This window comes from Lentibacillus halophilus (assembly GCF_055395055.1).
In genome coordinates this window covers 2157740-2184153 of record NZ_AP043750.1, presented here as the reverse complement: position 1 = coordinate 2184153, position 26414 = coordinate 2157740, and the positions used below count along the sequence as shown (strand labels likewise).

At 42.8% G+C, this 26414-nt stretch carries 30 protein-coding genes and 1 riboswitch; of the genes, 6 read left to right on the top strand and 24 right to left on the bottom strand.

Features of this window, described 5'->3' with window-relative positions; genetic code table 11:
• Positions 1-23 precede the first annotated feature (23 nt).
• The 16 genes from nusB to ACZ5Q7_RS10695 all read right to left on the bottom strand — a co-directional run bounded on the left by nusB (position 24) and on the right by ACZ5Q7_RS10695 (position 11014).
• Positions 24-404, bottom strand: a complete 381-nt coding sequence (nusB, locus tag ACZ5Q7_RS10770; protein WP_343752933.1) for a transcription antitermination factor NusB — start codon at positions 402-404, stop codon at positions 24-26.
• 136 nt (positions 405-540) lie between these two features.
• The gene (locus ACZ5Q7_RS10765) at positions 541-927 is read right to left on the bottom strand and encodes an Asp23/Gls24 family envelope stress response protein (RefSeq protein WP_343752931.1); all 387 of its coding nucleotides are present in this window, start codon (positions 925-927) and stop codon (positions 541-543) included.
• Positions 920-2290: an acetyl-CoA carboxylase biotin carboxylase subunit gene (gene accC, locus ACZ5Q7_RS10760; protein ID WP_343752929.1), complete on the bottom strand. Its 1371-nt coding sequence runs from the start codon at positions 2288-2290 to the stop codon at positions 920-922. Before accC ends, ACZ5Q7_RS10765 begins: the two co-directional genes overlap by 8 nt.
• 13 nt (positions 2291-2303) lie before the next feature.
• Entirely contained in the window at positions 2304-2801 is a 498-nt protein-coding gene (gene accB / locus ACZ5Q7_RS10755; protein ID WP_343752927.1) for an acetyl-CoA carboxylase biotin carboxyl carrier protein, read from the bottom strand.
• Between the two features lie 212 nt (positions 2802-3013).
• Positions 3014-3586, bottom strand: a complete 573-nt coding sequence (locus ACZ5Q7_RS10750; protein ID WP_343752925.1) for a SpoIIIAH-like family protein — start codon at positions 3584-3586, stop codon at positions 3014-3016.
• Between the two features lie 12 nt (positions 3587-3598).
• Positions 3599-4234: a stage III sporulation protein AG gene (gene spoIIIAG / locus ACZ5Q7_RS10745; RefSeq protein ID WP_343752923.1), complete on the bottom strand. Its 636-nt coding sequence runs from the start codon at positions 4232-4234 to the stop codon at positions 3599-3601.
• Entirely contained in the window at positions 4231-4875 is a 645-nt protein-coding gene (gene spoIIIAF, locus ACZ5Q7_RS10740) for a stage III sporulation protein AF (RefSeq protein WP_343752921.1), read from the bottom strand. Before spoIIIAF ends, spoIIIAG begins: the two co-directional genes overlap by 4 nt.
• 11 nt (positions 4876-4886) lie before the next feature.
• On the bottom strand, positions 4887-6083 hold the full coding sequence (gene spoIIIAE, locus ACZ5Q7_RS10735) for a stage III sporulation protein AE (RefSeq protein ID WP_343752919.1): 1197 nt from the start codon (positions 6081-6083) through the stop codon (positions 4887-4889).
• Between the two features lie 21 nt (positions 6084-6104).
• The gene (spoIIIAD, locus tag ACZ5Q7_RS10730) at positions 6105-6497 is read right to left on the bottom strand and encodes a stage III sporulation protein AD (protein ID WP_343752916.1); all 393 of its coding nucleotides are present in this window, start codon (positions 6495-6497) and stop codon (positions 6105-6107) included.
• 6 nt (positions 6498-6503) lie between these two features.
• Complete coding sequence (gene spoIIIAC, locus ACZ5Q7_RS10725; RefSeq protein ID WP_343752914.1) at positions 6504-6710, bottom strand: stage III sporulation protein AC; 207 nt, start codon at positions 6708-6710, stop codon at positions 6504-6506.
• Positions 6711-6730: 20 nt separating this feature from the next.
• On the bottom strand, positions 6731-7243 hold the full coding sequence (gene spoIIIAB / locus ACZ5Q7_RS10720; RefSeq protein ID WP_343752912.1) for a stage III sporulation protein SpoIIIAB: 513 nt from the start codon (positions 7241-7243) through the stop codon (positions 6731-6733).
• On the bottom strand, positions 7188-8165 hold the full coding sequence (gene spoIIIAA, locus ACZ5Q7_RS10715; RefSeq protein WP_343752910.1) for a stage III sporulation protein AA: 978 nt from the start codon (positions 8163-8165) through the stop codon (positions 7188-7190). The genes spoIIIAB and spoIIIAA overlap by 56 nt, the downstream gene beginning before the upstream one ends.
• A 123-nt stretch (positions 8166-8288) precedes the next feature.
• A complete protein-coding gene (gene efp, locus ACZ5Q7_RS10710; protein WP_343752908.1) occupies positions 8289-8846 on the bottom strand; it encodes an elongation factor P in 558 nt (185 codons plus the stop codon).
• A gap of 14 nt (positions 8847-8860) precedes the next feature.
• Positions 8861-9925 (bottom strand): M24 family metallopeptidase, encoded by a 1065-nt coding sequence (locus ACZ5Q7_RS10705; RefSeq protein WP_343752906.1) that lies wholly within the window; start codon positions 9923-9925, stop codon positions 8861-8863.
• Positions 9926-10369 carry a type II 3-dehydroquinate dehydratase gene (gene aroQ, locus ACZ5Q7_RS10700; protein ID WP_343752904.1) on the bottom strand — a complete coding sequence of 148 codons (444 nt, stop codon included), beginning with the start codon at positions 10367-10369 and terminating at the stop codon, positions 9926-9928.
• Between the two features lie 126 nt (positions 10370-10495).
• The gene (locus tag ACZ5Q7_RS10695; protein WP_343752902.1) at positions 10496-11014 is read right to left on the bottom strand and encodes a YqhR family membrane protein; all 519 of its coding nucleotides are present in this window, start codon (positions 11012-11014) and stop codon (positions 10496-10498) included.
• A 276-nt stretch (positions 11015-11290) separates the two neighbouring features.
• Between ACZ5Q7_RS10695 and ACZ5Q7_RS10690 the strand changes: the two genes are divergently transcribed.
• Positions 11291-11668, top strand: coding sequence for an SA1362 family protein (locus ACZ5Q7_RS10690; RefSeq protein ID WP_343752900.1), 378 nt, complete (start codon positions 11291-11293; stop codon positions 11666-11668).
• Positions 11669-11680: 12 nt separating this feature from the next.
• Here ACZ5Q7_RS10690 and ACZ5Q7_RS10685 read toward each other — a convergent pair whose 3' ends face one another.
• The 3 genes from ACZ5Q7_RS10685 to ACZ5Q7_RS10675 form a co-directional block, all read right to left on the bottom strand.
• Positions 11681-12571, bottom strand: a complete 891-nt coding sequence (locus tag ACZ5Q7_RS10685; RefSeq protein WP_343752898.1) for a patatin-like phospholipase family protein — start codon at positions 12569-12571, stop codon at positions 11681-11683.
• Between the two features lie 117 nt (positions 12572-12688).
• Positions 12689-13108 (bottom strand): transcriptional regulator MntR, encoded by a 420-nt coding sequence (gene mntR / locus ACZ5Q7_RS10680; RefSeq protein WP_343752896.1) that lies wholly within the window; start codon positions 13106-13108, stop codon positions 12689-12691.
• A gap of 140 nt (positions 13109-13248) precedes the next feature.
• Positions 13249-15807 carry a vitamin B12-dependent ribonucleotide reductase gene (locus ACZ5Q7_RS10675; protein ID WP_343752893.1) on the bottom strand — a complete coding sequence of 853 codons (2559 nt, stop codon included), beginning with the start codon at positions 15805-15807 and terminating at the stop codon, positions 13249-13251.
• Between the two features lie 344 nt (positions 15808-16151).
• On the opposite strand from ACZ5Q7_RS10675, the gene ACZ5Q7_RS10670 reads away from it, so the two are divergent.
• On the top strand, positions 16152-16517 hold the full coding sequence (locus ACZ5Q7_RS10670) for a rhodanese-like domain-containing protein (RefSeq protein WP_343752891.1): 366 nt from the start codon (positions 16152-16154) through the stop codon (positions 16515-16517).
• 111 nt (positions 16518-16628) lie between these two features.
• Here the strand turns inward: ACZ5Q7_RS10670 and gcvPB are convergent, their stop codons facing one another.
• The 3 genes from gcvPB to gcvT are packed head-to-tail and all read right to left on the bottom strand — an operon-like array spanning position 16629 to position 20550.
• Complete coding sequence (gene gcvPB, locus ACZ5Q7_RS10665; RefSeq protein ID WP_343752889.1) at positions 16629-18080, bottom strand: aminomethyl-transferring glycine dehydrogenase subunit GcvPB; 1452 nt, start codon at positions 18078-18080, stop codon at positions 16629-16631.
• Positions 18073-19422 carry an aminomethyl-transferring glycine dehydrogenase subunit GcvPA gene (gene gcvPA, locus ACZ5Q7_RS10660; protein WP_343752887.1) on the bottom strand — a complete coding sequence of 450 codons (1350 nt, stop codon included), beginning with the start codon at positions 19420-19422 and terminating at the stop codon, positions 18073-18075. The genes gcvPB and gcvPA overlap by 8 nt, the downstream gene beginning before the upstream one ends.
• A 15-nt stretch (positions 19423-19437) precedes the next feature.
• Complete coding sequence (gene gcvT / locus ACZ5Q7_RS10655) at positions 19438-20550, bottom strand: glycine cleavage system aminomethyltransferase GcvT (protein ID WP_343752885.1); 1113 nt, start codon at positions 20548-20550, stop codon at positions 19438-19440.
• 244 nt (positions 20551-20794) lie between these two features.
• Positions 20795-20887, bottom strand: a riboswitch (glycine riboswitch).
• 139 nt (positions 20888-21026) lie between these two features.
• On the opposite strand from gcvT, the gene ACZ5Q7_RS10650 reads away from it, so the two are divergent.
• A complete protein-coding gene (locus ACZ5Q7_RS10650; protein WP_343752883.1) occupies positions 21027-22688 on the top strand; it encodes a DEAD/DEAH box helicase in 1662 nt (553 codons plus the stop codon).
• Complete coding sequence (locus ACZ5Q7_RS10645) at positions 22678-23457, top strand: YqhG family protein (protein WP_343752880.1); 780 nt, start codon at positions 22678-22680, stop codon at positions 23455-23457. The genes ACZ5Q7_RS10650 and ACZ5Q7_RS10645 overlap by 11 nt, the downstream gene beginning before the upstream one ends.
• Positions 23458-23491: 34 nt before the next feature.
• On the opposite strand, the gene ACZ5Q7_RS10640 is transcribed toward ACZ5Q7_RS10645, so the two are convergent.
• Together ACZ5Q7_RS10640 and ACZ5Q7_RS10635 are read right to left on the bottom strand one after the other, a co-directional pair.
• A complete protein-coding gene (locus ACZ5Q7_RS10640) occupies positions 23492-23677 on the bottom strand; it encodes a YqzE family protein (protein WP_343752878.1) in 186 nt (61 codons plus the stop codon).
• Positions 23678-23753: 76 nt separating this feature from the next.
• A complete protein-coding gene (locus ACZ5Q7_RS10635) occupies positions 23754-24245 on the bottom strand; it encodes a shikimate kinase (RefSeq protein WP_343752876.1) in 492 nt (163 codons plus the stop codon).
• 64 nt (positions 24246-24309) lie between these two features.
• Here ACZ5Q7_RS10635 and comGA point away from each other — a divergent pair, with 64 nt between their 5' ends.
• On the top strand, positions 24310-25362 hold the full coding sequence (comGA, locus tag ACZ5Q7_RS10630; RefSeq protein ID WP_343752875.1) for a competence type IV pilus ATPase ComGA: 1053 nt from the start codon (positions 24310-24312) through the stop codon (positions 25360-25362).
• Positions 25319-26380 (top strand): competence type IV pilus assembly protein ComGB, encoded by a 1062-nt coding sequence (gene comGB, locus ACZ5Q7_RS10625; RefSeq protein ID WP_343752871.1) that lies wholly within the window; start codon positions 25319-25321, stop codon positions 26378-26380. The genes comGA and comGB overlap by 44 nt, the downstream gene beginning before the upstream one ends.
• The last annotated feature ends 34 nt before the right edge of the window (positions 26381-26414 follow it).

Below are 26414 nucleotides of genomic sequence, written 5' to 3'. Positions count from 1 at the left end.
CCCATCTCCTTTCCTTCAGTCGTTTATACTGTAAGTTTGGAAAGAACCCCATTGACGAACTTTCCGGACTTGTCATCGCCATACACGTTGGCCAGTTCCACGGCTTCGTTAATCGATACATTAACAGGAACATCTTCCTGCCAACGGATTTCGTAAACAGCAATACGTAATACGGCTCGCTCCACCGAAGCAATTCGTTCAATAGACCAATGTTCCAATTTGGCGGCAATGATATCATCGACGGCCTGTTTGTTCGCTGCCACTCCTTCGACGAGCGTATGGATAAATGGATCGATCTCCAATGTCTCCAAGTAGTCTTTCATTGCCTGTTCAGGTTGCTTATCATTCATATCCAGCTGAAACAGTATTTGAAATGCGTTCTCTCTTGCTGCATGCCGGTTCATCATCCATAACTCCTTTGAATTCGTATCTTGATGAAATCATAACACGGCTTTAAGCGGAAAAGCTAGACACAAGCAAAGGAGGATGGGAAAAAACAAAACAAATTACTTATCCCATCCTCCTTTTTGGCACATGAACTCATTCACCCTCGTTTGTGTTCTCCATTTGGATACCAACGACGTGAACATTAATCTCATCCATTTCCAGCGCCGTCATTGTTTTTAATGTGTGTCGAATATTTTCCTGCAATTCCTGTGCTGTTTTTGGGATGGACACACCGAAATTCAGAACCACGAATAAATCAATCAAAATGCCATTTTCCGTAAGGTCTACCTTAACGCCTTTACCATGTGATTTTTTTCCGAATCGCTCCACAACACCGGTTGCAAAATTGCCGCGCATTTCCGAGACACCTTTCACCTCAGACGCAGCAATACCTGTTATGACTTCAATCACTTCCGGTGCAATCTCGACCGTTCCCAAACTTTCATCGTCACTGACGTTTAACAAAGGCTGTTCACTCATAGTCTCCATCATCCTTTTTCAGTATGGGATTATCTTGCAGAAAATTGGTGTTGAAGTCGCCATCCACAAAAACGGGATGATCCATAATTTCCCGGTGGAAAGCAATCGTTGTGTGAACCCCTTCAACAACAAATTCATCGAGTGCACGTTTCATTCTTTGGATAGCTTCTTCACGATTTTCTCCGTACGCAATAAGTTTCGCAACCATGGAATCGTAAAACGGGGGAATGCGATAACCCGGATATGCTGCTGAGTCATTGCGGACACCGGGACCACCGGGAGCAAGGTACATCGTTATATTCCCGGGTGATGGCATGAAATCTTTAAACGGATCCTCCGCGTTGATACGGCATTCCACGGCCCACCCACTAACGTTAATATCGTTCTGTTGAAATGGCAACGGTTCATTGTTTGCGACGTTTATCTGTTCTTTAATCAAATCAATACCGGTGATGATTTCAGTTACCGGATGTTCAACCTGTATTCGTGTATTCATTTCCATAAAATAAAAATCCGCGGTTTTTCTGTCAAAAATAAATTCGATGGTGCCGGCACCGACATAATCAACCGCTTTGGCGGCTTTTACAGCTGCTTCGCCCATTTTTTCACGAGTCTCCGGTGTTATGGCTGGTGAGGGTGCTTCCTCAATTAATTTTTGCAACCGTCGTTGGATGGTACAATCGCGTTCACCCAAGTGTAGAACATGGCCATATTTGTCGGCCAGAACCTGTATTTCCACATGACGGAAATCCTCGATGAATTTTTCCAAATAGACGCCAGGATTACCGAACGATTTTTCAGCTTCTTCCTGGGTCACACGAATGCCTTTTATTAACTCATCCTGGTTTTTGGCAACACGGATGCCCTTTCCGCCACCACCTGCAGTCGCTTTGATAATAACCGGATACCCGATTTCCCCGGCAAGTCTGATCGCCTCTTCCTCATTTTCAATAATCCCTTCCGAGCCGGGTACAGTCGGAACACCTGCCTTTTTCATCGTTTCACGAGCCACATCTTTCACACCCATTTTTTGAATGGACTCCGCAGCAGGGCCCACAAACGTAATATTGCATGCCTTACATATCTCAGCAAAATCAGCGTTTTCTGCCAAAAAACCATAACCGGGATGAATGGCATCAACTTCGGTCAATGTGGCAACACTCATGATGTTTGTGAAATTCAAGTAGCTCTCTTTGCTCAGTGCGGGGCCTATACAGTAGGCGTCATCTGCCATTTGCACGTGAAGTGCGTCTTTATCCGCCTCCGAATAGACCGCTACTGTCGAAATGCCCATCTCTTGACATGCGCGGATTATCCGCACCGCAATTTCGCCCCTATTTGCAATCAGAAGTTTATTGATCACCCGAAACATCCCCTTACTTTTTCTTCACTCGAAATAGCGGTTGTCCATATTCAACCAACTCACCATCTTCTGCAAGAATTTCTGTAATGTCACCTGTTGTTTCTGCTTCAATTTCATTAAACAGTTTCATTGCCTCTACAATGCAGACAACGGTATCGTTTTTAACCTCGGAACCGGTTGTTACGTAAGAATCGCTTTCCGGATTCGGTGACGCATAAAACGTTCCCACCATGGGAGAAACAATTTCATGGTCAGAATCATCCGTCTTATTGTCTGCATCCGATTGTTCTTTTACCGGACGCTCTTCCGACATAGCATCTGTTTCAGGCGCGGTCTGTTTGATCGGTTCAGCACGGTATTCCACCGGTGATGTAGGCTCCGTTGGAACAGTTGTCCCGTTACCAGATTTTTTCAGGGTAACGGAGGTTCCTTCTTCTTCATAAGAAAATTCGTCAATGGCCGACTCGTCAACGATTTTTATTAATTCACGCAATTCTTGTATCTTCAGCATTACTGGCACCCTTTCGTTTACAACAGTTTGATAATAGATACTGTTAACTTCTCTTAACATTTTACGATAACTTTATTCCATACTGCAACCAGAACGGAACGACTTTCGGTATGATAATAGACAATTATGGACATCTGGGCAAATCGGTCTCTTGTCCCTGTTCTCATTAAAATAACCGGGCGTCTGTATACACCCGGTTATCATTCATGCCATCATTTATTCATTGCTTGATTATCCACCTTCACTTCAATGTTTCCGAATTCATCGCGAACCATTTGCATCATATTGACCACTTCAGAATTGGAAAGGTTTTCTTTATCTTTTACGTGAACGAAAACTTGGTCGTCTTCATGACGTACAAGCACATCGTTGTAGTCAGCAGAGGCAATAATTGATTGTTCAAGCATTTTTTCTTTTCTGGATATTTCCTCCATCCTATTTATTTTGTTTTTTGCCTCGTTTTTCTCGTCCATACTTGCGGAACTCGAAGCAACGACGTCATCCAGCCGCTCTTTAGCCGCACTGCGCTCTTCCCGGATTTCCATACGAATCGATGTGAAAAGCTGATTTTCTTCCAGGTTGGAGATGTCATCAACATTGGCGCCACTATCGTTTTTGTCTGTGTCATCATTTTCTGACGCATCGGAGGCTGTTTCCTCCGCGGAATCATCGTCTTCAGGCAAGTAAGCGAGATCGCCACTGCTTGGGGAGGTCATATAGTAGACACTCAACACAATCATTAAACTCAGCATTGTTAAAAGCCATACCGTTTGTTTTTTTAACATCGTTACACCCTCCTAATTTTTTGGCATTACCGATACTCTATGTGCAGGTACACCGAGCACCCGGGAAACAGCTTCCATCACCCATTTTTCAACACTTTTATGATCAACTCCCTTCGCAACAACAAACACCCCCCTGACATCCGGCTTTTTTGTCTGGATAAGGAGCGGCACTTCTTTATCTCCTTGTCGCACCAGAACAGTTTCTGTTTCCTCAGAATTTTCTTCTATATCTCTCTCACCGCCGTTTGTATCTGTTTCCTCGGTTGATTGCTGACTTTTGATCAGATTTTTTTCGTAAACCTTGACCTTGCTGGAGTTCAAATTGACCATGACTTCGGCCTCTGAAACACCTTGTATCTTATTCAGCAGTTCACGGAGATCCTCCTCATAATTTGTTTCAATTTCTTTGACGCCGGAACTGGACGACTTGGACTTGTCCAGCATTGTTTCATCCGTGGACTCCTCTTTCACCTCTCCCGGAATTTCTTCACTAATGGACGGGTCTTGTTTTGATGTTGAGGAAAATACATTTCCTACAATAAGCAGCAGCAGTCCAATTAAACCAATAACAAGGATATATCCGGCTTTTTTGGAAGGTTTGCCTGTGCCCCCTGACATTCCGAGAAGCTTTTGCAAGTATTTCTTCACGATGGCTCTCCCTCCCTTGCGATGGTCATTTTTTCCTTGTCTATGCCCCATACATCGTGTAATAAATTCTTAATTCCATTCGTGTCGATGCCGTTTTCATCTGATTCCGGTTTATCCCCATCTATGACAACATTTTCAACAACTGCGACTCCCCCTTCCCCTTCCTCTTCTTCTGTTTGTGGTTTTTTCAGATAAACCGTTATGTGTTCAATTTTCTTTTTCATGGCTTCATCCGTATCATCCACCTCTTTCGCAAATTGAGGGTCAATAGACGCAATTTGCTGCTCATAATTTTTCTCAAGGGGCTCATTCGCCAATTGTTTTAATTGGACAGCCATTTGTTTACCAATATATGCACGCTGAGAGGTTTGTATTTCACTTTTTTTCATTTCCATCGTGTTTTCAAGATCTTTTTTTTCCGGCTGTTCATTCATCATTTCCGTATAAGAGGCTTGCAGGGCACGTTTAACGTCCATATCAAACAAATAGAATACAGGTTTCAAAAAAATAAGAATCAAGATCAGCCCAACAATCAATTTGATGTATTTCTTCATCGATGTTGCCGGAATCATAAGGTCGACCACAGATGCTAACAGTAAAAACAGGATAATCTGTGTAACCCAATCAACCAAAGCGCCCATTGTTACGCCCCCTAACGCAGCAGAATGGTTATATTGCTTGCGGCCACCAAGATAACGATGGCAAGGAAAAACATGAATGTTACAACCAGTAACGATGCGAGAATAAACACTATATACTTGCTGATCGTATCCATAATGGAAATGACCGGCCCATCCCCGACGGGCTGCAATATAGCCGCCGCCAGTTTATAGATAAGTGCGATGGCAAAAATTTTGATTGCCGGGAATATAGCAATAAAAACTATAATGAGCACACCAGCCATACCAACAGCATTTTTCAAAAGTAGTGAAGCGCTTAAAATCGTATCAGCTGCATCAGTAAACGCTCGACCGACAACGGGGATAAAGTTTCCAGTAATAAATTTGGTCGTTTTCATCGCCACGCCATCCTGTACAGCACTGGTTGCTCCCTGAACAGACATGACACCGACAAAGATCGTTAAAAAAATGCCGAGTGTGCCCATGGCAACCTGTTTCATCAAATTCGCGAGTTTGGATACGCTGTAGTTATCATTTAACGTGCTGACAATCAGCAACAAGGCGGATAAAAACAATAAAGGCAGTATAAACTTTGATACGAGAACCCCGCTCAAATGAATAAGCGATACAATAACTGGCTGAAAAAAAGCCACCGTCACGACATTTCCAAGCGTTGCCATAATGCTTAACATCAAAGGAAGAAGGGCTATCATGAAACTACTCATGGTATTAACGGCATCACTGGCATAAGAAACAACTACGTAAAAACTGTTCAACGCGAGGAAAATCAAAACAATATAGACAATATAGTACGCTATTTTACTGACAGTAGTTTGTTCAAAAGCTGTATGAATGGTTTGTAAAATAACAGAAAACAACGTTAGTATTAACAATTTGCCGAGGAGCTTTCCGTTCAAAAAAAGCTCGTGCAGCAAAAACTCAACAAAGCCCCATAATATACTTTTAATGGAAAACGAACCATCCTGCTTAATGAACTCATAAATGCTTGTCTTTTCTAGTTCGGGGACATAGCCGCCATACTCATGTTCAAGCGTGTTCCAGAACGACCGAATTCCATCAAGAGAAATATCGTTTAACAGTGTATCCTCCATCTCAGAGGGCTTTTTTTCACTCTGATTCTTTTCGGCTGAAACTGGTTGTCCAATCAGGAATACCAACAAAATAAACAAGACACTTATCGCCCATTTCGTCTGTTTCACAGAGCACATCACCTCTTTTCCGGACAACGCCTATACGGATGAGACAAAGCGCATAATTGCTTCGGCCAGCGCACTGATGATCGGTATAGCCAACAGCAGAATAAATATTTTTCCAGCCATTTCAATTTTTGCTGCCACAGAAGCAAGCCCGGCATCCTTGGTCAAATTTGCCCCAAGCTCAGCAATGTAGGCAATGCCAATGATTTTTAGAATGGTCTTCATATACATTCCATCAACGTTTGCTTTCGTACCGAGCGATTCAATCAGCCGAAAAATCGCTCCGATTTCCTTAATGACAACAAGAAAAATCATAATTCCGGTAATAACGACCAATAAAAAAGCGTAGGACGCATTAATATCTTTCAGGATTATATAAAGAATGCTCGCAATGATACCAATGATGACAATTTGTATGATATCCATTACGCACTACCCCTGGAAAAGGAATACCGATTTTATCTGCTGAAACAGGTCTGCCAGTTGTTGAACAACCATGACCATGACAATGACAAAACCTACAACGGTTGCAAAATGGGCCATGTCTTCTTTTCCCATTTGTTTCAAAATGGTGTGAATAAATGCAACAATTATCCCTATGCCAGCAATTTGAAATAGTATGGATGCATCAATAGACATTAAGTGTGCTCCTTTCCCATCTAAATCAACAGCAACACGACAAATAAACCACACAATACGCCCAAGCTTTTCGCCATTTTTCCGTATTTGAATTGATTTTCTCTCGCCTCTTCCAATTGCCGGTCCAAATGATTGATGGTTAAATGAATCTGCTTTTGCTGGTGATCGAAGTCATGCTGACCGAGTGTTCTTCCAAACTGCTTGATAATTTCCCCTTCAATGGCAGACAGCGATGATGTTTCCAGCAAATCATTAACACATCGGTCCCAGACGTTATATAAGTCCATCCCTGCCTCATGCACGGAAATGTGCATGTTATAAAAAAACGTGCTTATGGGCTCCGGTATTTGCTTAGATATCGTTTCAAAAGCTTCCGGCAGAGGCAGCTGACTGTATAAAATTTCGGCCTCCAAAATTTGCAAAGCATTTTTCATTTGTCGTATTTGTTTGGGCCTTTCATGGAATGTTCGACTGATTTCAAATCCGATCAGCGTTGTTGTGGCGATAAAAAGAAGCGCGCCAATCCACTTCATCTTTGAAGCCCCCCGATTTCGTCAACAGGTTCTCTTCCTTTTGATTATAAATACGATGGATATCTCCGGGTCGTTTATCTCTATTCAACAAGACAAACCGCTCAAAGACGTCGTATTCAAATAATGGTTGAAGTGAGGGACGTTTTTTCAATTCCATCAATGATTCTCCGTGAATAGTGCAGATTACTGTTACGCCGGCATTAACAGCCTCCATAAGCGCCTGGGCATCAGATGTACTTCCTATTTCATCAACAATCAAAATTTCTGGTGACATCGATCGGATCATCATCATCATGCCTTCCTTTTTAGGACAGGCATCCATAACGTCGGTCCGTACGCCCAACTCATGCTGTGGAATGCCTTTTTTGGATCCGGCAATTTCCGAACGCTCGTCCACGATGCAGACTTTTCGAGCACGGGCATTCCCCCATCCCGTTCCGATCAGACGAGATATATCACGAATAAGCGTCGTTTTTCCTGTTTGCGGCGGGCCGATCAGAAGCGTATTGACGTAATGATTCCGGTACAGATATGGGATAAATGATTTGGCAGCACCAATTTTTTGTTTGGCAATCCGGATATTAAAGGAAGCAATATGCTGGATAGCTTTCACCTGTCCATGCATCGTATTTACTTTACCTGATAGTCCGACACGGTGACCACCTTCAATCGTTACATAACCTTCCCGGAGTTCATCTTCCATGCGGTATAAGGAAAACTCACTAAGTTGATTCACAACAAATAAACTGTCTTTCCGGTCCGGTCGCACGTGCCCTATCCACTCGGTGTGATCATCAAAAATCAGTTCCACAGGCTGTTGAATCCGAAAACGTATTTCCTGAATAAAGCCCCATTGGTTTGCGGCTTTATGATCGATGGCCTGTCTTATTCGTTCGGGAAACAATCGTAATATTTCTTCCATAGCATGTCCTCGCTTTAACAATAGCTTATTACTCAAATATATGACTGCTCCTTTGAATTATGACTTTGTACCATCATAAAAAAAACGGCCCTTTGTTTTGAGGACCGTTCTCTTTACAGAGTATTAAGCTCTGGATACGTATTTGCCTTCGGACGTGCTGATGAGCAATACATCGCCCTGATTAATGAAAAATGGGACCTGTACAACATACCCCGTCTCAAGGGTGGCCGGCTTCGTTCCACCACTTGCTGTATCACCTTTGACACCCGGCTCTGTTTCAGCCACCGTTAATTCCACGTTTTTCGGAAGATCAACACCGATAATTTCCCCTTCATATGAGGTGACCGTCACTTCCATGTTTTCCTTCATAAACTGGAGTTCGTCTTCGATTTGACTGGTTTGCAGTTCCAACTGCTCATACGTGTCGGTATCCATAAAGGCATGCGTATCGCCTGATGCATACAGATATTGCATCTTGCTGCTTTCAATATGAGCACGATTCACTTTCTCACCCGCCCGGAACGTCTTATCCTGAATATTTCCGCTCCGTAAATTCCGAAGTTTGGATCTGACAAATGCAGCGCCTTTGCCTGGTTTGACATGCTGAAAATCAATAACCTGCCAAATATCATTATCCACTTCAATAGTTAATCCCGTTTTAAAATCATTCACTGATATCATATCGACATCCTCCTTCAACCTACTTGAAGTCGTTCTTTTGGTGCTTCGGTCAGACGTTCATTGCCGGAATCGGTGATAACGATGTCATCTTCAATGCGGCAGCCGCCAACATCGGGAATGTAAATGCCGGGTTCAACCGTCACAACCATGCCTGGTTCCAATGTCTTATCCGAACGGAATGATAAGCCAGGGGCCTCATGCACTTCCATACCGAGCCCATGCCCAGTGGAGTGGCCAAAATAGTCACCATACCCCTGGTCATTAATATAATCCCTTGTCAGTGCATCGGCCTGCTTGCCGGTCATCTCCGGTTTCACACCATCAACACCGCGCAATTGCGCTTGCAACACAGTGTCATAAATAGCCGCCAGATCTGCTGAAATATCACCAACAGCAACCGTTCTCGTAATATCCGAGCAATAACCTTGGAATAAAGCACCATAATCCATAGTAACAAGTTCACCGGATTGAATCTTTTTATCCGATGCGACACCGTGCGGAAGGGCGCCACGATAACCGGAAGCTACAATAATATCAAAACTGGACGAATCGGCACCTTGTTGTCGCATGAAAAATTCCAGTTCATTGGAAATATCGATTTCTTTAACACCCGGCTTAATATAATTCCGGATATGGTCAAAGGCATGATCAGCAATGTTAGCCGCCTGTTTCAGAACATTCAGCTCATCTTCGGTTTTAATCAGACGCAAATCTTCGACTAACCCACTCACCCCGGATAGTTCAGCCATGAATGTTTCCTGATAAAGTTCATAATCCGAATAGGTGACATGATCTTTTTCAAACCCGAGATGATTCACATTCATCTGTTTTAATTGAGAATCGATGTCCTGATGAATCGGGTTGGTTTGTTTCACAACAGTAAATCCGACTGCCTGTTCGTTTGCTTGTTCTATGTAACGGAAATCGGTGATCAGCCGCGCGTCATGTTGACTGACAATGACCGCTCCTGCCGTACCAGTAAATCCGCTCAAGTATCTTCTGTTCACCGGACTCTTCACCAATATGGCGTCAATACCGGATTCCTCCAATTTTATACGAAGATCGTTTATTTTCCCCATTCAATCAGTCCTTTCCATTTTTTCCAAAAAGGCCAATGCAGCCAGTCTGTAGCTGTCTTTCCCAAAACCAACAATCTGCCCATAACATTCAGCTGCCAGCATGGACTGGTGCCGAAAAGCTTCCCGCCCATGCACATTGGATATATGAACTTCAATAACAGGTGTATCAATAGCCGCAATAGCATCACGCAAGGCAATGCTCGTATGAGTGTAAGCAGCTGGATTGAACAAAATCCCATAATATTGACCGTTCGCTTCATGAAGGCAATCCGTTAAATCACCTTCATGATTGGACTGAAAACTATCCATTTCGCCCCCGTATTGATGTGCCAGATCTATCAGTTCTTTCTCGATGGTCTGCAGCGTAAACTCTCCGTAAACGTCTTTTTCTCGTTTTCCAAGTAAATTAATATTAGGACCATTCATAAGTAAAAGGCGGTTCATTGCACTCATTCCTTTACCATTTCTGAGTAACTGTGGACTGTTACAGTTTATCATAAACAGAACCGTTTGAATAATAGTAACGCTTAAAAACCACTAATGACAGATGACTAATGGTAATGGCGATGTCTAACCTTGCTCCCCTTTACTCGCTTTTAATTGGTGCAATGTATCATTGTAGTCATACGAGATGGAATATCCGATAAAGGTGCCATATATGATATATAAACAGATAGTCGAAACAATCGTGTACACATTAAGGTCAACCAAAGGCGGAACATTTGAGAAAATAGGCTGCAGTAAATAAAAAACAATTCCCCACAATATCAACCCATATACAGCGCCCATTACGAATGTTTCCATTTTTTTAAAGAAGACATAATAAATAAACGCCACCCCTATGGATAACAACCCGGTTAAGACGATCGTCAATGCGTAGCCATGCCAACGTTCTGTCCATTCCTCGGATGTCCATGAACGCAGCAGATAGCTCCTCGGTGTCACTTCCGAAAAATTGAAATAATAAAGGACGATCCCAAAAAACCCAAATACCACGCCTCCAATAAACCCCGTCAGCAGTGAGCGGGACAACAGTGAGCGTGGTTCCTCTTCTTTATTCTGTTCCAGTTGTTTATCTTGATTTCCCAATTCATAACACCTCCACGCTTAGTGTGACCAATGGCAGAGAGATCCAATCATCCCTGTTGAAAATAATCGGTGAAGAAATAAAATTAGTCTTCCGGAAGATTTTTTAGTAAAATAGAAATTAGATAGCTAATGAATATTTTATAACAGACAGGCAACAATGGTAGCAGACGAATGAATTGGAAATATTGTTGATAATATTTCTGGCGCAGCTGATATTTATTGCTGAATCGTGGTATACAATGAATAAGCAGTGCTTTAATGAAAGGGGGAATTCACGTGATACGCGGTAAATTTTCTTTGGTGGTTTATGCGATTATTGGTCTTGCCATTATTGGCATCATCACACAGCTGTTCACCAATACTGCTTCCTTTCTGATGAGTATACTCACCATGATTGGACTTGCGGTTGTCGTTTTTGCGTTTGTTTACTTTATCTTTTTCCGGAAGAGCAGTGCTTCTTCCAGTGACGCCAAAAAATATAAACAGGCCGTGAAACAATCCAAATCAAAATACAGCCAGAAACAACCCAAGCCAAATGATACAACATCCAAGCAGCAATCCCCCACAACAAAGAAAAAAACGAATAAACGCGCATCTCACTTGAGAGTCATCGATGGCAATAAGTCGAAACGAAAAAACCGGGCCAGCTTTTAAACTGGACCGGTTTTAATTTGGCCACCGTTTCAGAAACAGACGAGCTTCTTCTGTTCCTGTCTCTATCAATTGTTTCTTGGTTTCATCCGGCAAAGCAAACTCGGTTGCATGAATATGGTCAACAGGAATAAAAATAATCTGATGCTGATCCGATTTGGAAACATACCGAGCATCATGAGCCTCAAGCATCGTGCTGAACAAGGCATGAAACATATCCAGTCCGTTCCCGATATTATGAGGTTCACATCCATCGGGATAACCGCTCAGTTTCATCCCTAACACCGGTCGTTCCTTCCGTTCTCTTCCATTTTCGAATATCCATAATGGAAAATTACTCAACAATCCCCCATCAACCATCAAACTTTTTCGTTTTTTATCACCTTGAAGTTTTTCCGGCATAAAAAAATATGGAAAACCTGCACTCATCCGAATAGCTTTAGCAATCGGAAATCGGTTCGGATCCATACCATATATACGTTGCAGATCATCCGGAATAACTACTAATTTCCCTAGTGAAATATCACTTACAACAACTTTCAGATAACCTGGCTTGATATCACGGAACGTATACACACCTTTTTGAGCCAGCAAATGGTCAATCCATTGTTCCAGTTTTTTGCCTTTATACAGACCAAGCCGGAAATAAAGGTTTAACCATTTGGAAAACGGAATGAAAAGAGTCCAAGCCGGTGGGTCCAGTAATTCCTGCAAATCCAGTTCCTCAACGATTTGCTCAATCTCATCAATGCTGAATCCGGATGCCAGCAGAGAAGCCATCAGGGCCCCTGCCGATGATCCAGCCACTCGTTCAAAGGTGTGATTATGTTCGGACACTTGCCTTATAGCACCGACAAGGGCGTATGCTTTGACACCGCCACCGGAGAACACACCATCAATTTTCATATTGTCATCTCCCGCCACTCTTTTGGAACATTTATGCTCTTCATCTATTCCTATGTTTATATATGGGAAAATGTGCGGGAAATGGATGGTGCCATGACAGATTAGTCGATGGTATAGCTATGCTTCACTTTCCTCATTGGTTTCTCTCAGATGATCCACTCGTATACTGTCCGCTTTAAAATATTGAATGAGATCACCAATGCGATCGATCGAGTTCCAGCTAAGATGATGTTCAATTCCTTCTACATCATCATAGATTTTATCACTGTCGACCCCGATTATCTCAAGAAATTCCTCAAGCAATTCATGTCGATAAACCAAACGTTTGCCCAATTTTTGTCCTTTGGCTGTTAAAATGAAGCCCCGGTATTTTTCGTAGTTGAGATAGCCGTCTTTATCTAGTTTTTGCACCATTTTCGTTACGGATGACGGATGAACCTCCAATGCTTCAGCTATATCGGATACGCGGGCATATCCTTTTGATTGCATTAAATTATGAATTTGTTCGACATAATCCTCCATGCTCGGCGTAGGCATTAAATCACTCATTTCATGGGAATATTTTTTATTTTATGCAACATTGTTTCTGTATAAAGCATACATGATCGGCGCATATTAGACAAGCTTTTATGCAGAAAAAAGGATCGGCTGTTATACCGATCCTTTTTTCTATAACGTTATAAACCACATTTCAACTGAGCGCCACAGCTCGTACAACTGTTGCAACCGCCTATTTCTTCAATGGTGCCACTCCGGCACACCGGACACGTATCACCAACGTCGGATCCAATAGTGACATTCGTTTTATCCAATTCCTGGATCGTATCCATAAGAACCACTTTTGGCTTTTCATCGTCAAAAAGTTCGGTTTGTTCCGTTGTCGTTTTTTCCTCAGCTTTCAATGTGAGTACTTGTGTATCACGGCTGCCATCAACATAGACCGTTCCGCCTTTTGCACCACCGTTATATAATCGCTGGTATACGTTTTCCACTTGATCAACCGTATACCCTTTCGGCGCGTTGACCGTTTTGGAAATGGAACTATCCACCCAACGTTGAATGACACATTGGGCATCCGCATGTTCTTCAGGCGTCAAATCCATGGCGGATACAAACCATTCCGGCAGTTCATCCGATTCCCGTTCAGGATGTTCATCAAAGTACTCTTGTACAATATCCGCTTTTACCTCGATAAATTTCCCTAAACGGCCGCTTCTATAATACGAAAAGGAGAAATATGGTTCCAGTCCGGTGCTTACACCCGCCATAGTTCCAGTGCTTCCGGTTGGTGCAACAGTAAGCAAATGAGAATTGCGGATTCCATGGGTGCGGATGGCTTCTTTAATATCCTCCGGCATTTTTTGCATGTATCCTGTATTGACAAATGCTTCACGCAATTCGTCGGTTTCTTTATCTGTTTCACCGACAAGAAACGGAAAGCTGCCTTTTTCTTTTGCCAGTTCAATGGACTCCCGATAGGCGGTTGTTGCAATGGCCTCAAAAATACTTTCAGCAAGGGCGTTGCCTTCCGCTGAACCATATTTTGTTTCACAATAAATCAAGAGATCATGGAGACCCATCACACCAAGTCCGACACGCCGTTCACCAAGCGCTTGCTTTTTATTTTCTCTAAGAAAATATGGCGTTGCATCAATAACGTTGTCCTGAAGCCGCACACCAGTCCTTACTGTTTGTTTCAACTTGTCAAAATCCACTGTTTTCGTTTGTTTATCCGCCATTTCAGCCAGATTGACCGCAGCCAGATTACAGACCGAATAAGGTGCAAGCGGTTGTTCACCACATGGGTTGGTGGCTACCACTTGATCACCATAGGCTTGAGCGTTAGTCAGTTCATTGGCATTATCAATAAAGAAAATACCCGGTTCAGCTGAATAGGTTGCACAAATATTAATCAGATTCCAGAGTTCCTTAGCCTTTATACGGCGATAAACACGAACACCATAACCCATTGCTTCCCACTTTCGGACATCACCGACGTCATGCCAATGTTCGTTATAATCACGCATTTCCTCGGCCGTATAATTTTCAACATCCGGAAAACGAAGTTCATGGTCCTCATCATTTTCCACGGCATCCATAAAATCTTTTGTAATGCAAACCGAAATATTGGCGCCAGTGAGGAATTCAGGATTATGAACCGTATACGTTCCACCGGTCAACAGTTTCTCTTCCGCTTCACGAATGGCCGCTTGGGTGAAACCACCCTGCCCAGGCATGGACCGATAATTGACGATACCCTGATACAAATCGGCTTCTGTTTCAGTCAGCGGTGTAAATTTAAGCTTTTCTTGAGCCAATTTCTTAATATGCTCATCGTCTGTATTTTCAATAAGATACCGCAAAATTCTCGGGTTTTGCATCTTGGAAATAATAAATTCAATAATATCCGGATGAGAATCAACAAGCATAATCATTTGGGCTCCACGTCTTGATCCGCCCTGCTCCACGAGATGTGTTAATTTAGCGATATCATCGAGCCAGGATACCGATCCGGATGACTTGCCATTCACCCCTCTGGCCAGTGTGTTTCGGGGTCTGAGGGTGGAACCATTCGTACCGACACCCCCTCCCCGGGACATAATCTCCATGACTTGCTTGCGATGGTCCGAAATGCCTTCACGGGAGTCTTTTATATATGGCATGACATAACAATTGAAATACGTGACATCCGTATCCGCACCGGCACCATAAAGAACGCGTCCGGCAGGGATGAAATTCATGGATTTCAATTGCTGGTTAAATGCTTCAAACCACTCGTCCTGTTTGTTTTTCGATGTTTCCACTTCTGCCAATCCTTTTGCATTTCGTTTGGCAATCTGTTCATAATAAATCTCCAATGGTTTATCAATCACATCAAAAAAGCGCCGCACAACACCTGTGGATGCTTCTTCGTCATCGTCAAGAGCCGAATGAAATTCCGGGGTCACATGAATATCAGCTTTATAATTGTCCCAATCGATGGATTGAACAAAGCCCAGACCGCGCGCCGGAAACTTAGGATCCGCTTTAACGGTGAGAACAACAAAATCCCCAGCTTTCAGTGTCCGCTTACCCGTATCTTTAAATGCATACCGATCCAGCATAACGAGTCTGGAAACACCTTCGTGAGTCAAGGTCATATCGTTGGTAACCGGATATACTTGCGGAAATAGCTCTATATCATTATTTAGTGATGGCACATCGATGGTTTGCTGAAAATCAGCAGCAGTCGACATAAATGAAATCACTCCTTTATATGGTTGTTCGTCATGAGTGCTTTATCATGCTATTACATTCAACATATCATACTCCAATCTCAAAAAACAATATGTAGTGTTTAAACAAAAAATATATACAATATATTGATAAAAAAGAACGATGATAATAGGTATGCCAAAGGTATGAAAGAATAAGTATATCAAGATGATAAAAGGGTAAGCAAGCTTATTTCGACAAGAAAACCATTTTCATGATCTTTCGTCTTTTTTTTGCACCTGACCTTACGCAAAAAAGACTTTGAAAAACTACCGAATAAAGCCTATAATGGACTTGAAAGTATGGTAATGACGGAGGATCGATTATGGAGTATTTGATTATAATAGCTGTTGCACTTTTAGCTTTTATCATGTTCCGCTTTTTCAGGCAACGAAATTTTTTAAAAACCTTGACTGAAGATCAATTCCGACAAGGTTACCGTAAAGCGCAACTTATCGACGTGCGTGAACCAAATGAGTTTAAAAAAGGGCATATACTCGGCGCCCGAAATATTCCGTTGACACAGATGAAACAGCGGCTTGTAGAGCTCCGCAAAGATAAGCCGGTCTATCTTTACTGTCAAAGCGGAACAAGGTCGGCCAGAGCTGCTCAGCTACTTCACAAAAAAGGATATCAGGATTTAAGCCAGCTAAAAGGCGGTTTTAAAAAATGGACCGGGAAAGTGAAATGATCGAATAAACGCAGAACCAGTCAGTTTGGTTTTAAACAAACAAAAAAGGACGGGGGACAAGATCCCGTCCTTTTTTGTTTGATCTAAGCGATGCAGACCGCATGTATTAGGTTAATAACGCAATATTGGTTTACGCGCTGCTGTCGTTTCGTCCAATCGTTTAACAGATGTATGGAACGGTGCTTCCTGAACCGATTCAGGGCTATTTTTCGCCTCTTCAGAAATAGTATACATGGCATCAATGAAACTATCCAGCATGTCTTTTGATTCGGTCTCCGTCGGTTCAGTCATCATCGCCTCTTCCACATTAAGCGGGAAATAAATCGTCGGTGGATGATAGCCATAATCCAGCAAGCGTTTGGCTATATCCAATGTCCGGACCCCCAATTTTTTCTGATTTTTTCCCGACATTACAAATTCATGCTTACAATGCTGCGGATATGGCATGGCATATTCGTTTTCCAGCATACGCATGAGGTAGTTTGCGTTCAAAACGGCATACTCACTAACCTTTTTAAGACCCTCAGCTCCCATGGTACGAATATAGGTATAAGCCCGTAGGTTTATTCCAAAATTTCCATAGTATGGTTTAATTCGGCCTATGGACGACGGACGGTCATAATCAAAGAAGTATTCACCATTTTGTTCGACAAGCAGTGGTTTTGGCAGGTACGGTGCAAGTTCGCTTGTCACGCCGACAGGGCCTGATCCCGGCCCTCCGCCGCCATGAGGTCCGGTGAATGTTTTGTGCAAATTTAAATGCACAACATCAAAACCCATATCTTTCGGCCGTGTATAACCCATAATGGCATTCAAATTAGCCCCGTCATAATACAACCGTCCTCCTGCACCATGAACAATCTCAGCCATTTCCACAATATCTGTTTCAAACAAGCCAAGCGTGTTTGGATTGGTAAGCATGAATGCGGCTGTCTTTTCATCAACCACACGTTTTAAATCATCCAGATCAACCAATCCGTGTTCATTTGTTTGGACAGTTGCCACATCAAACCCGGCAACCGCAACGGAGGCAGGATTGGTTCCATGAGCAGAATCCGGAACAATCACTTTTGTCCGATTATAGTCGCCATTAGCTTCATGGAAAGCCCTGATCATCATCAGTCCGGTCCATTCACCCTGTGCACCTGCTGACGGTTGTAGAGAAACAGCATCCATGCCCGTTAACTCTGCCAGAGACGTTTGCAAATCATACATCATTTCCATGGCTCCCTGAACGGTTTTCGGATCCTGGTATGGATGTAGTTGACTAAAGCCATTAAGTCCTGCCACGTCCTCATTTATTTTCGGATTGTATTTCATAGTGCAGGAGCCAAGCGGGTAAAAACCGGAATCAACCCCGTAATTTCGATTCGAGAGCGCGGTGTAATGACGCATAATCTCCAGTTCACTCACTTCAGGCAAATCGGGTGCTTCTGTCCGGATATAGACATCCTGAAATTCGCTGTCCAAATCTGTTTCCGGTACGTCAAGCATTGGTAAACTATAACTGGTTCTTCCTTCCTGGCCGCGTTCAAAAATCAAAGGAAAGTCTTTATTAGCCATGAATATCCCCCAATTCATTTACAAACGTGTCTATCTCCGCTTTTGTACGGATTTCTGTGACCGCAATCAACATATGATTCTGAAGTTCCGGGTAGGCCTTCTCCAGATCATAGCCACCGATGATACCATGTTGAAAAAGTTTTTCATTAACATTGGTGACATTTTCCGGCAATTTGACAACCAATTCATTAAAGAATGGTCCGTCAAAAGCAGCTGATAGTCCTATATCCTCCAATTTTCGTTTTAAATAGCGAGCCTTTTGCATATTCAAAACAGCCATGTGTCCAAGACCATGTTTTCCGATTGATGTCATTGCGACCGAACTGGCAAGGGCGTTCAGTGCCTGGTTGGAACAAATATTGGATGTTGCCTTATCACGCCGGATGTGCTGTTCTCTTGCTTGCAATGTGAGGACAAAACCACGTTCCCCCTCTTCATCCGTCGTTTGACCAACCAAACGCCCGGGGATTTTACGTTTTAATTTATCGGTTGTTGCAAAATAACCGCAATGCGGTCCGCCAAACTGCGCTGGGATTCCGAACACTTGTGTATCACCGACAGCAATGTCCGCACCAAAGTCCCCCGGAGGTGTTAGGTATCCCAGTGCAAGTGGGTTACTGGAAGTGATAAACATCGTCTTTTGCTGCTGGCGAATGATGGCATTGATGTCCTGCATAGGTTCCATTTGACCGAAAAAGTTGGGATATTGAACGACAACCCCGGCTGTATGGTCATCCACTTCATTTTCCAATTGCTCGATATTCGTTTGTCCGCCAGTATAATCAATTTCGACAACATTCAGATTGTGCCCTTTTGCGTACGTGTGAATGACGTCTCTTGACTCCGGATGAACGGTTTTTGATACAACGATTTTTTTTCGTTTGGTCTGTCCGGCACTCAAGGTGACTGCCTCAGCCAACGCTGTCCCTCCATCATATACAGAGGAGTTGGCCACATCCATGCCGGTAAGCTCGCATATCATGGTCTGAAATTCAAATATGGCTTGAAGTTCACCTTGAGACATTTCTGGCTGGTATGGTGTATATGCTGTATAAAATTCTGATCGTGAAATAACATGATCCACAACGGATGGGATGCCATGATCATATACCCCGGCTCCAAGGAAACAGCTGTATTCGCTTAAATTGGCATTTTTGGCAGCCATTCCGGCGAGTTCTTTTTTTAACGAATGTTCATTGGCCGGCTTTTTCAGATTTAAATCACCGGAAAACCTTACTTTCTCGGGAATATCAGCAAATAGTGCATCTGTTGAATCGACCCCGATAACATCGAGCATTTCCTGCTTATCTGTTTCGGTCATAGGCAAATAGCGAAATTCCATTTGGAAACCTCCCTTTTATTCATCCCGTTGATAGAACGGTGTTTTAACAACAACAGCTTTGCATTTTCGATTGCGCACTTGCACAAACACTTCTGTTCCAAGTTGAGTGTAAGTGCTTTCCACGAGAATCAGTCCGATATTTTTTTTCAAAGTCGGCGACTGAGTTCCTGTCGTTACAAAGCCAATTGTTCTGTCCCCATCCAGCACGGTATACCCTGTTCGGGGGATGCCCTTATCGATCATCTCAATTCCGACTAATCCTCTTGCCGGCCCCTGTTCTATTTGCTTTTTCAACGTGTCTTTTCCGATAAAATCTGCTTCTTTATTGACTTTAACGGCAAAGGACATGCCTGCTTCCACCGGTGTAATTGTTTCCGAAAGTTCCTGGCCGTATAATGGCAGATTCACCTCAAATCGCAACGTGTCCCTTGCCCCGAGGCCTGCTGGCACTATGCCGTATTCGTTGCCCGCTTCAAGAATCATGTTCCATAAATCACGAGCTTTAGCTGCATCAAGATATATTTCAAAACCATCTTCTCCCGTATAGCCGGTACGCGAGACAATGGCTTCGGCATCAATAGCCGAAAAATATACCGGATTGTCAAAGCGGAAAAATTTAATGTGACTCAAATCCGTTTCCGTCAGCTTTTGGAGGATGGTTTCAGCCAATGGTCCCTGCAGGGCAAGCTGGGCATAATCGGCTGAGACGTTTTCAATCGATACGTTCTGGCTCTTGTCTTTTTGACCGGTCAGCCATTCAAAGTCTTTTTGGGTATTGGCCGCATTGACAACAAGCAGGTATTGATCATCATCAAGCATGTAAATGAGAAAGTCATCTGTTGTGCCGCCATCCTCATAACACATAAACGTGTACTGGGCGCGGTTTGGAGTCAATCGGGAGATGTCATTGGTCACAACATATTGCAAAAACGCCTCACTGTCCGGACCTTCAATCAGAATCTCTCCCATATGCGACACATCAAACAGTCCGGCCTGCGTTCTCGTCGTATGGTGTTCCTGTTTGATGCCGCTGAATTGAACAGGCAGTTCCCATCCGCCGAAATCAACGGTTTTGCCACCTAGTTTGGCATACTCTGGAAAAAGCGGTGTTTGTTTTAACGCGCTCATGTCTTTCACTCCTTATAAACATGTTAAATAAAAGACAAACTATTCCAACAAATCAAATGAATAAACCCCACTTGATGGGCTTTTCCCCGGCAGACATTTATGTTTTTACATAAAAAACAGAGATTTCTCCCGTCACCGGGGAAATCTCTGTCCTTCAACCAGAAAGTTGTACATTTTTGTCAAAACAAAAATGCTTGCTTCGTGGGTGGTCCACCATACTATTGGCGGACACTCTCCAGAGTCGCGTCCTACAAGAGTCTTTTTGCCTGAGAGATTCACGTAATATGTTTGCTCCTTCGGCGTTACTGTACACAGTAAGCTCTCCCCTTGTATTCATTCGCATCATGATATGCATTTTTTTGGTTACACTATGTATTAGATAATATACGTCTCAAGTATGTAATTAAATGCATTATACCATAGGTCCCTTCACAAAAATAGGGATGATCACAACTTTTTGAAAAAGGAAGTATAACATGAATCAGATGGATATATCATATGATCCTCATTTTGTGGATGGATTGGAAACGACCCTGAGACAAGAAGGTCCTTTCGCCCCATGGAATCTGTTCCAAATGAATTATGAGGCAGCTCTGACAACCATGTCGCCATCATTTGATGGGTTAAAAGCACTGGAATATCTCCCGCAAATGGAATTTATGGATCATCAACTTTCCTGTGCCAAACAAGTGATGGAAGAGATGAACGGACGTGCTATTTTGGCTGATGAAGTGGGGTTGGGGAAAACGATTGAAGCAGGTTTGATTTTAAAAGAATATATGCTTCGTGGTCTCGTCAAAAAAGCCCTTATTATCGTACCGGCATCGTTGGTCAACCAATGGGCCAAGGAACTGAATGAAAAGTTTTACATCCCTGCGGTGACATTCAGGAAAACCCACCCTTGGGATCAGTATGACGTTATCATTACATCTATTGATACGGCAAAACGGTCCCCGCACCGCGAGCACATTTTGGAGCAGGACTATGATTTTTTATTAGTGGACGAGGCACATAAACTGAAAAACAACAAAACAAAAAATTACGAATTCATTACGAAATTGAAGAAAACGTATTGCCTACTGCTGACAGCAACACCTGTTCAAAACCGTCTTTCCGAAATATTTAACCTCGTATCCATCCTGAAGCCGGGACACCTCGGCGATTATGATACATTTTTAAATCAATATGGCAAGGATCGGAAAACGATTGGTCAGGACGGGTATCTCAAGCAGCTCATCCAAAAAGTAATGATTCGAAACACACGACAGAACGCCCGATTTAATCAAATCAAGCGACATATTGAAACAGTCTGGGTAAACTTTACCGAAGATGAACAGAGGGTTTACAAACAATTGGAAAACACAGTGGAAACTCTTCCCGCCTTTTCAAAAGTCACGTTGCTGCGAGAGTTATGTTCGTCAAGAGAAGCCTGTTACCTATCCCTTCAAAAAATGATGGATACGGAAGAAAACGACAAATGGATCCGTCCGATCACCGAACAAATTGAACAGCTTCCACACCATGTGAAGGCAGCCAAAATGGTCGATCTCATTAATAATGCCGGTGGCGAAAAAGTAATTGTATTCACCGAATACCGGGCGACACAGTTTTATTTGCAATGGTATTTAAAGGAAAGTGGAATCACGTCGGTGCCATACCGTGGCGGTTTTAACAAAGGTAAAAAAGATTGGATGCGACAGTTGTTTGAAAATCATGCCCAAGTGCTGATCGCCACAGAAGCCGGTGGAGAAGGCATTAACCTTCAGTTCTGCAACCATTTAATTAATTATGATCTGCCATGGAACCCAATGCGTCTGGAACAACGTATTGGAAGAATCCACCGGTATGGTCAAGAGAGAGATGTGCACATATATAATTTGGCTACCCGTGGCACAGTGGAAGAGCACATTATGACACTGCTGTATGAAAAAATTAATCTTTTTGAACAAATTATCGGCAATTTGGACAGCATTCTGGCCGAGTTAGATATTGAAGATATTGAATCCAAAATTCAAACCATTTTTTCGGAATCCGCATCAACCGGAGAAGCAAAAATAAAACTGGATAATCTGTCATCGATCATTCAAAAGACACATGACGACGCAATACACGAGGAGGTGGAACACTATGGCCATTAAAGATTTGCACCATTTTCTTGAATCGTATTTCACGGCCCATCAGTGCAGCATTGTACATAATGACGAAGGTATGCTCACGATTCAATTGACGGAAGCTATGGATCGGGCGTTAATGAATCGTCCGTTCTATTGGCATTATATCAAGAAAATGGGATATGCCGGTGATCCAAAACAACTGACCTTGATAACAGATCCCGAAAAACGCGATGGAAAACATGAATGGATTCATTTTGGCAGTCCACGTCTTCATCAGATTTTGAATCATTTACACGACAATGAAACCTACACAAAACTATTTGAACGAATAAATACCAATCAGAAAACCGCTCTTTTCCCATGGTTGGTCACCAATGTAAAAATCAGTTATGAAGGAAAACAAAAAATGGATGAAATGGTCTCCATAGGGCTCCACTTGATCAACGGAACGATGAAAGCGAATATGATGGACGAATTGCGCAACAAAACGATACAAGCATCCATCTCCGATTACTGCTATACCATGACGCCGATGATTACCTTGTCGAGCGGATATAAACGTATCGAACGTGTACTCGAGGATTATATTCGTAATCAACAGCATGATTGGGCGGAACGTTCATTGGAAACCATGGAGGAAGAAATAAGTCTCCTGCGACATTTTTATAAAGGAGAGGATCAGGAGAGTGACATAAGAAAGGAAATGGATGAAATTAAAAGACGCTATTATCCATGCATTCATTTCAGTGTGGTTAATGGAGGACTTTTTTATCTGACGGAAGACGCAAGCTAAAAAATGAGACAAGCCCCTTAACGCCAGGGGCTTGTCAATCAGCCTTATTGAAAAATACTTTCCACGCAAATGGCAGCAACCCTAGCCATCGGGTTGTATAAATGGCCTGATTCGGCTCATCAGAGGGATCTGTTTTGCGTGACTGTCTTTCTTCTGCCGGTGTATCCAGCAACTTGGTGAACCGCTGAACCATGTACTTAACATACTCATTGAAAGACAATGCCCACACCTCTTTCGCTTATTTGTATCATTATTATCAACTGCTGCCACATACTTTATACCGATGGTACTCGATTTTATGCCTGGAGGTCAGCTATTTCCTCTGCGATAGCCTCTATGGATTTGTTATCAGTCAACACAGTCGCATCCGCCGCTTCTGTGTACAGATCCTTGCGACGATTGTATAAACGAACCCTTTCGCTGGAGTCTTTTCCCCAAAGCGGTCTGTTGGGGTCTTCACCCAATCGAGAAGCAATAGCATTCATAGAGGCGTTCAAATGAACAACCAGGCCATGATGCGTCATAAACGCAACGTTTTCCTCTCGTTCAACCATGCCGCCACCTGTTGAAACAATTTGTTCCATTCCCCCGGTGCGCTTAAGCATTTCGGTTTCATACTTACGGAAGATTTGTTCCCCATGTTCCTGAAATATGGTTGTTATCGGTCCGTATTTATCCACAATCATCTGATCGGTATCTACCAACGGAACATCCAATTTGGTGCACAACCGTTCTCCTATGGTACTTTTTCCACTTCCCATGAATCCGATTAAATAAATAGGCTTCATATGATTCCCTGCCTTTGAGAAATTTTAAAATAATTTTATAAAAAAAGAAGGAGTTCAGCAAACCATGTCGAATATAGTCTTGTGTAAGGAGGTGAATCATTCATTGGACACAGCTTCCAAAATCGCAGAACAGCTTCTTCATGAAGCCATCAGCTCGAACGCTTCAGATGTGCATTTTTTTCCTTTTGCAGACCATGCAACGATCCATTTTCGGGTGCTTGGTGGCCGTATTCATCACAAAACTATTCCCATCAGCCAATATGACGTGTTGCTTACCTACTACAAGTTTACATCAGGAATGGATATAGGTGAAGTACGAAAACCCCAAGATGGAACCATTATTCATGAGCTTGAGGGCAACCGCTGCGCACTCCGCTTATCAACCTTGCCGCTTAACCGCACAGAAAGCCTTGCCATTCGGATTCTCCCACAGGATCAGCACCATTCTCTTGAAAAACTTTTCCTTTTCCAATTTCAACTAAAAAAATTGAAAAGCTGGATAAAAAACCGTAATGGAATCATATTGTTCACAGGGCCCACAGGCAGTGGCAAAACCACAACGCTGTATACTCTGCTGCAGACCATTCTTGCCGAAAAGTCCTACCAAACCATCACGCTTGAGGATCCGGTTGAAAAAGATATTCACGACATTCTGCAGGTACAGGTAAATGAGAAAGCAGGCATCACTTATCAGACAGGGTTAAAAGCGGCTTTGCGCCATGATCCGGATATCATTATGATTGGCGAAATCCGGGATCGTTTTACAGCACAGTTTGCATTTGATGCGTCCCTGACCGGACATCTTGTGCTCAGTACACTCCATGCCGGCAGTGCTGAAGGAACCATCCAGCGGTTATGGGAAATGGGCATCGGCACCATCGATATGCAACAGTCGCTCATTGCAGTTGCGGCGCTGGAGTTGCTACCAATCAAATTGAAGGATCATACTGAGCGTGCTGCTATTATGGAGATGTTGGACGGGCAAACCCTTGAACATACTCTGAATAATGACAGCCTACAGGCGACAGATCACTTCGACACATTCCATCATTTACGAAAGAAGGCCTTTGCATATGGGTTTATTACAGAAGATACGCTATCGTCTTCCGGACACTAACCATAAACCACCGCGCAAAGAACTACAGCTGCGTTTTTTGCACCGGTTGGCCAGGTTGCTTAAAAATGGCTGCACCATCGTTGAAGCACTTGATATGATGCAATGGGATGATCAACTGAAACCCATTGCCTCTGCCATCATTGACTCTCTCAAAGACGGCAAACCATTGGATGAAGCATTAGACCATATACATTTCAACCCAGTCATTACATCCTACCTTTATTTCGTCCGTCATAACGGTGACCTTGAGACCAATTTAGAAAAATGTGCAGTTATGTATGAACAACGACTGACTTACTTAAAAAAATTTTATGAAACGGCACGGTACCCAATCATTCTCTTCGTCATCTTTATGTTCCTGCTATACTTTATCAAACAGTCCATCCTCCCTTCATTTTTGAAACTTTTCCAGGGGACAACAGAAACGGCACCGACTGTTATGCTCACTGTTGCAGTCATTGATATGGTAGGCTACTTCCTTCTTGGGATTCTTATCATTCTCGGCATAGCATGGATTGTATGGCGTTTCAGCAGAAATAGGATCAACATCAGTAAGCGCATTAACATTTACAATAGAATCCCTATCTACCGGCAGTACAAACAAACACAAATATCATTTCTTTTTGCTGTCCACATCAGTTCTTTATTAATGAGCGGCCTTTCCATGAAAGACATCCTTATCAATATGGCCAGGCAGAAAAAACAACCTATACTCGCCCATTATGCCTCTCTGCTCACGGACGAATTATCCAGGGGTATTTATATGACCCATTTATTAACCCAATTGCCACTCATTGACAAACAATTATCTAGCATATTCCAAAGACATACAGACGTAAAAGCATTGGAAAAGGACTTGTCCATTTACAGTGAATTACAAACAGAAGAAACACATCGTAAAATCATGAAAACCATCACTTATATACAGCCTGTCTTTTTTATCATGCTCGGTGGAATGATCGTTGCCATTTATGCATCACTTATGTGGCCGATGTTTCAGCTAATCAAAACGATTTAACCATAGAAAGAGATGAATTTGATGATCAACAATC

Coding starts and splice junctions, on each gene's coding strand:
- spoIIIAC (WP_343752914.1), bottom strand. CDS start 6,710: ATGTCTATTGATGCATCCATACTATTTCAAATTGCTGGCATAGGGATA.
- spoIIIAF (WP_343752921.1), bottom strand. CDS start 4,875: ATGGGCGCTTTGGTTGATTGGGTTACACAGATTATCCTGTTTTTACTG.
- ACZ5Q7_RS10650 (WP_343752883.1), top strand. CDS start 21,027: ATGAATCAGATGGATATATCATATGATCCTCATTTTGTGGATGGATTG.
- ACZ5Q7_RS10635 (WP_343752876.1), bottom strand. CDS start 24,245: ATGAAGCCTATTTATTTAATCGGATTCATGGGAAGTGGAAAAAGTACC.
- ACZ5Q7_RS10705 (WP_343752906.1), bottom strand. CDS start 9,925: ATGGGGAAAATAAACGATCTTCGTATAAAATTGGAGGAATCCGGTATT.
- ACZ5Q7_RS10765 (WP_343752931.1), bottom strand. CDS start 927: ATGAGTGAACAGCCTTTGTTAAACGTCAGTGACGATGAAAGTTTGGGA.
- spoIIIAA (WP_343752910.1), bottom strand. CDS start 8,165: ATGGAAGAAATATTACGATTGTTTCCCGAACGAATAAGACAGGCCATC.
- spoIIIAD (WP_343752916.1), bottom strand. CDS start 6,497: ATGGATATCATACAAATTGTCATCATTGGTATCATTGCGAGCATTCTT.
- spoIIIAE (WP_343752919.1), bottom strand. CDS start 6,083: ATGTGCTCTGTGAAACAGACGAAATGGGCGATAAGTGTCTTGTTTATT.
- aroQ (WP_343752904.1), bottom strand. CDS start 10,369: ATGAACCGCCTTTTACTTATGAATGGTCCTAATATTAATTTACTTGGA.
- gcvPB (WP_343752889.1), bottom strand. CDS start 18,080: ATGGCTAATAAAGACTTTCCTTTGATTTTTGAACGCGGCCAGGAAGGA.
- ACZ5Q7_RS10675 (WP_343752893.1), bottom strand. CDS start 15,807: ATGTCGACTGCTGCTGATTTTCAGCAAACCATCGATGTGCCATCACTA.
- mntR (WP_343752896.1), bottom strand. CDS start 13,108: ATGCCTACGCCGAGCATGGAGGATTATGTCGAACAAATTCATAATTTA.
- gcvT (WP_343752885.1), bottom strand. CDS start 20,550: ATGAGCGCGTTAAAACAAACACCGCTTTTTCCAGAGTATGCCAAACTA.
- spoIIIAB (WP_343752912.1), bottom strand. CDS start 7,243: ATGAAGTGGATTGGCGCGCTTCTTTTTATCGCCACAACAACGCTGATC.
- nusB (WP_343752933.1), bottom strand. CDS start 404: ATGAACCGGCATGCAGCAAGAGAGAACGCATTTCAAATACTGTTTCAG.
- gcvPA (WP_343752887.1), bottom strand. CDS start 19,422: ATGGAATTTCGCTATTTGCCTATGACCGAAACAGATAAGCAGGAAATG.
- accB (WP_343752927.1), bottom strand. CDS start 2,801: ATGCTGAAGATACAAGAATTGCGTGAATTAATAAAAATCGTTGACGAG.
- ACZ5Q7_RS10750 (WP_343752925.1), bottom strand. CDS start 3,586: ATGTTAAAAAAACAAACGGTATGGCTTTTAACAATGCTGAGTTTAATG.
- comGA (WP_343752875.1), top strand. CDS start 24,310: ATGTCGAATATAGTCTTGTGTAAGGAGGTGAATCATTCATTGGACACA.
- ACZ5Q7_RS10685 (WP_343752898.1), bottom strand. CDS start 12,571: ATGAAAATTGATGGTGTGTTCTCCGGTGGCGGTGTCAAAGCATACGCC.
- ACZ5Q7_RS10645 (WP_343752880.1), top strand. CDS start 22,678: ATGGCCATTAAAGATTTGCACCATTTTCTTGAATCGTATTTCACGGCC.
- comGB (WP_343752871.1), top strand. CDS start 25,319: ATGGGTTTATTACAGAAGATACGCTATCGTCTTCCGGACACTAACCAT.
- efp (WP_343752908.1), bottom strand. CDS start 8,846: ATGATATCAGTGAATGATTTTAAAACGGGATTAACTATTGAAGTGGAT.
- ACZ5Q7_RS10670 (WP_343752891.1), top strand. CDS start 16,152: ATGGAGTATTTGATTATAATAGCTGTTGCACTTTTAGCTTTTATCATG.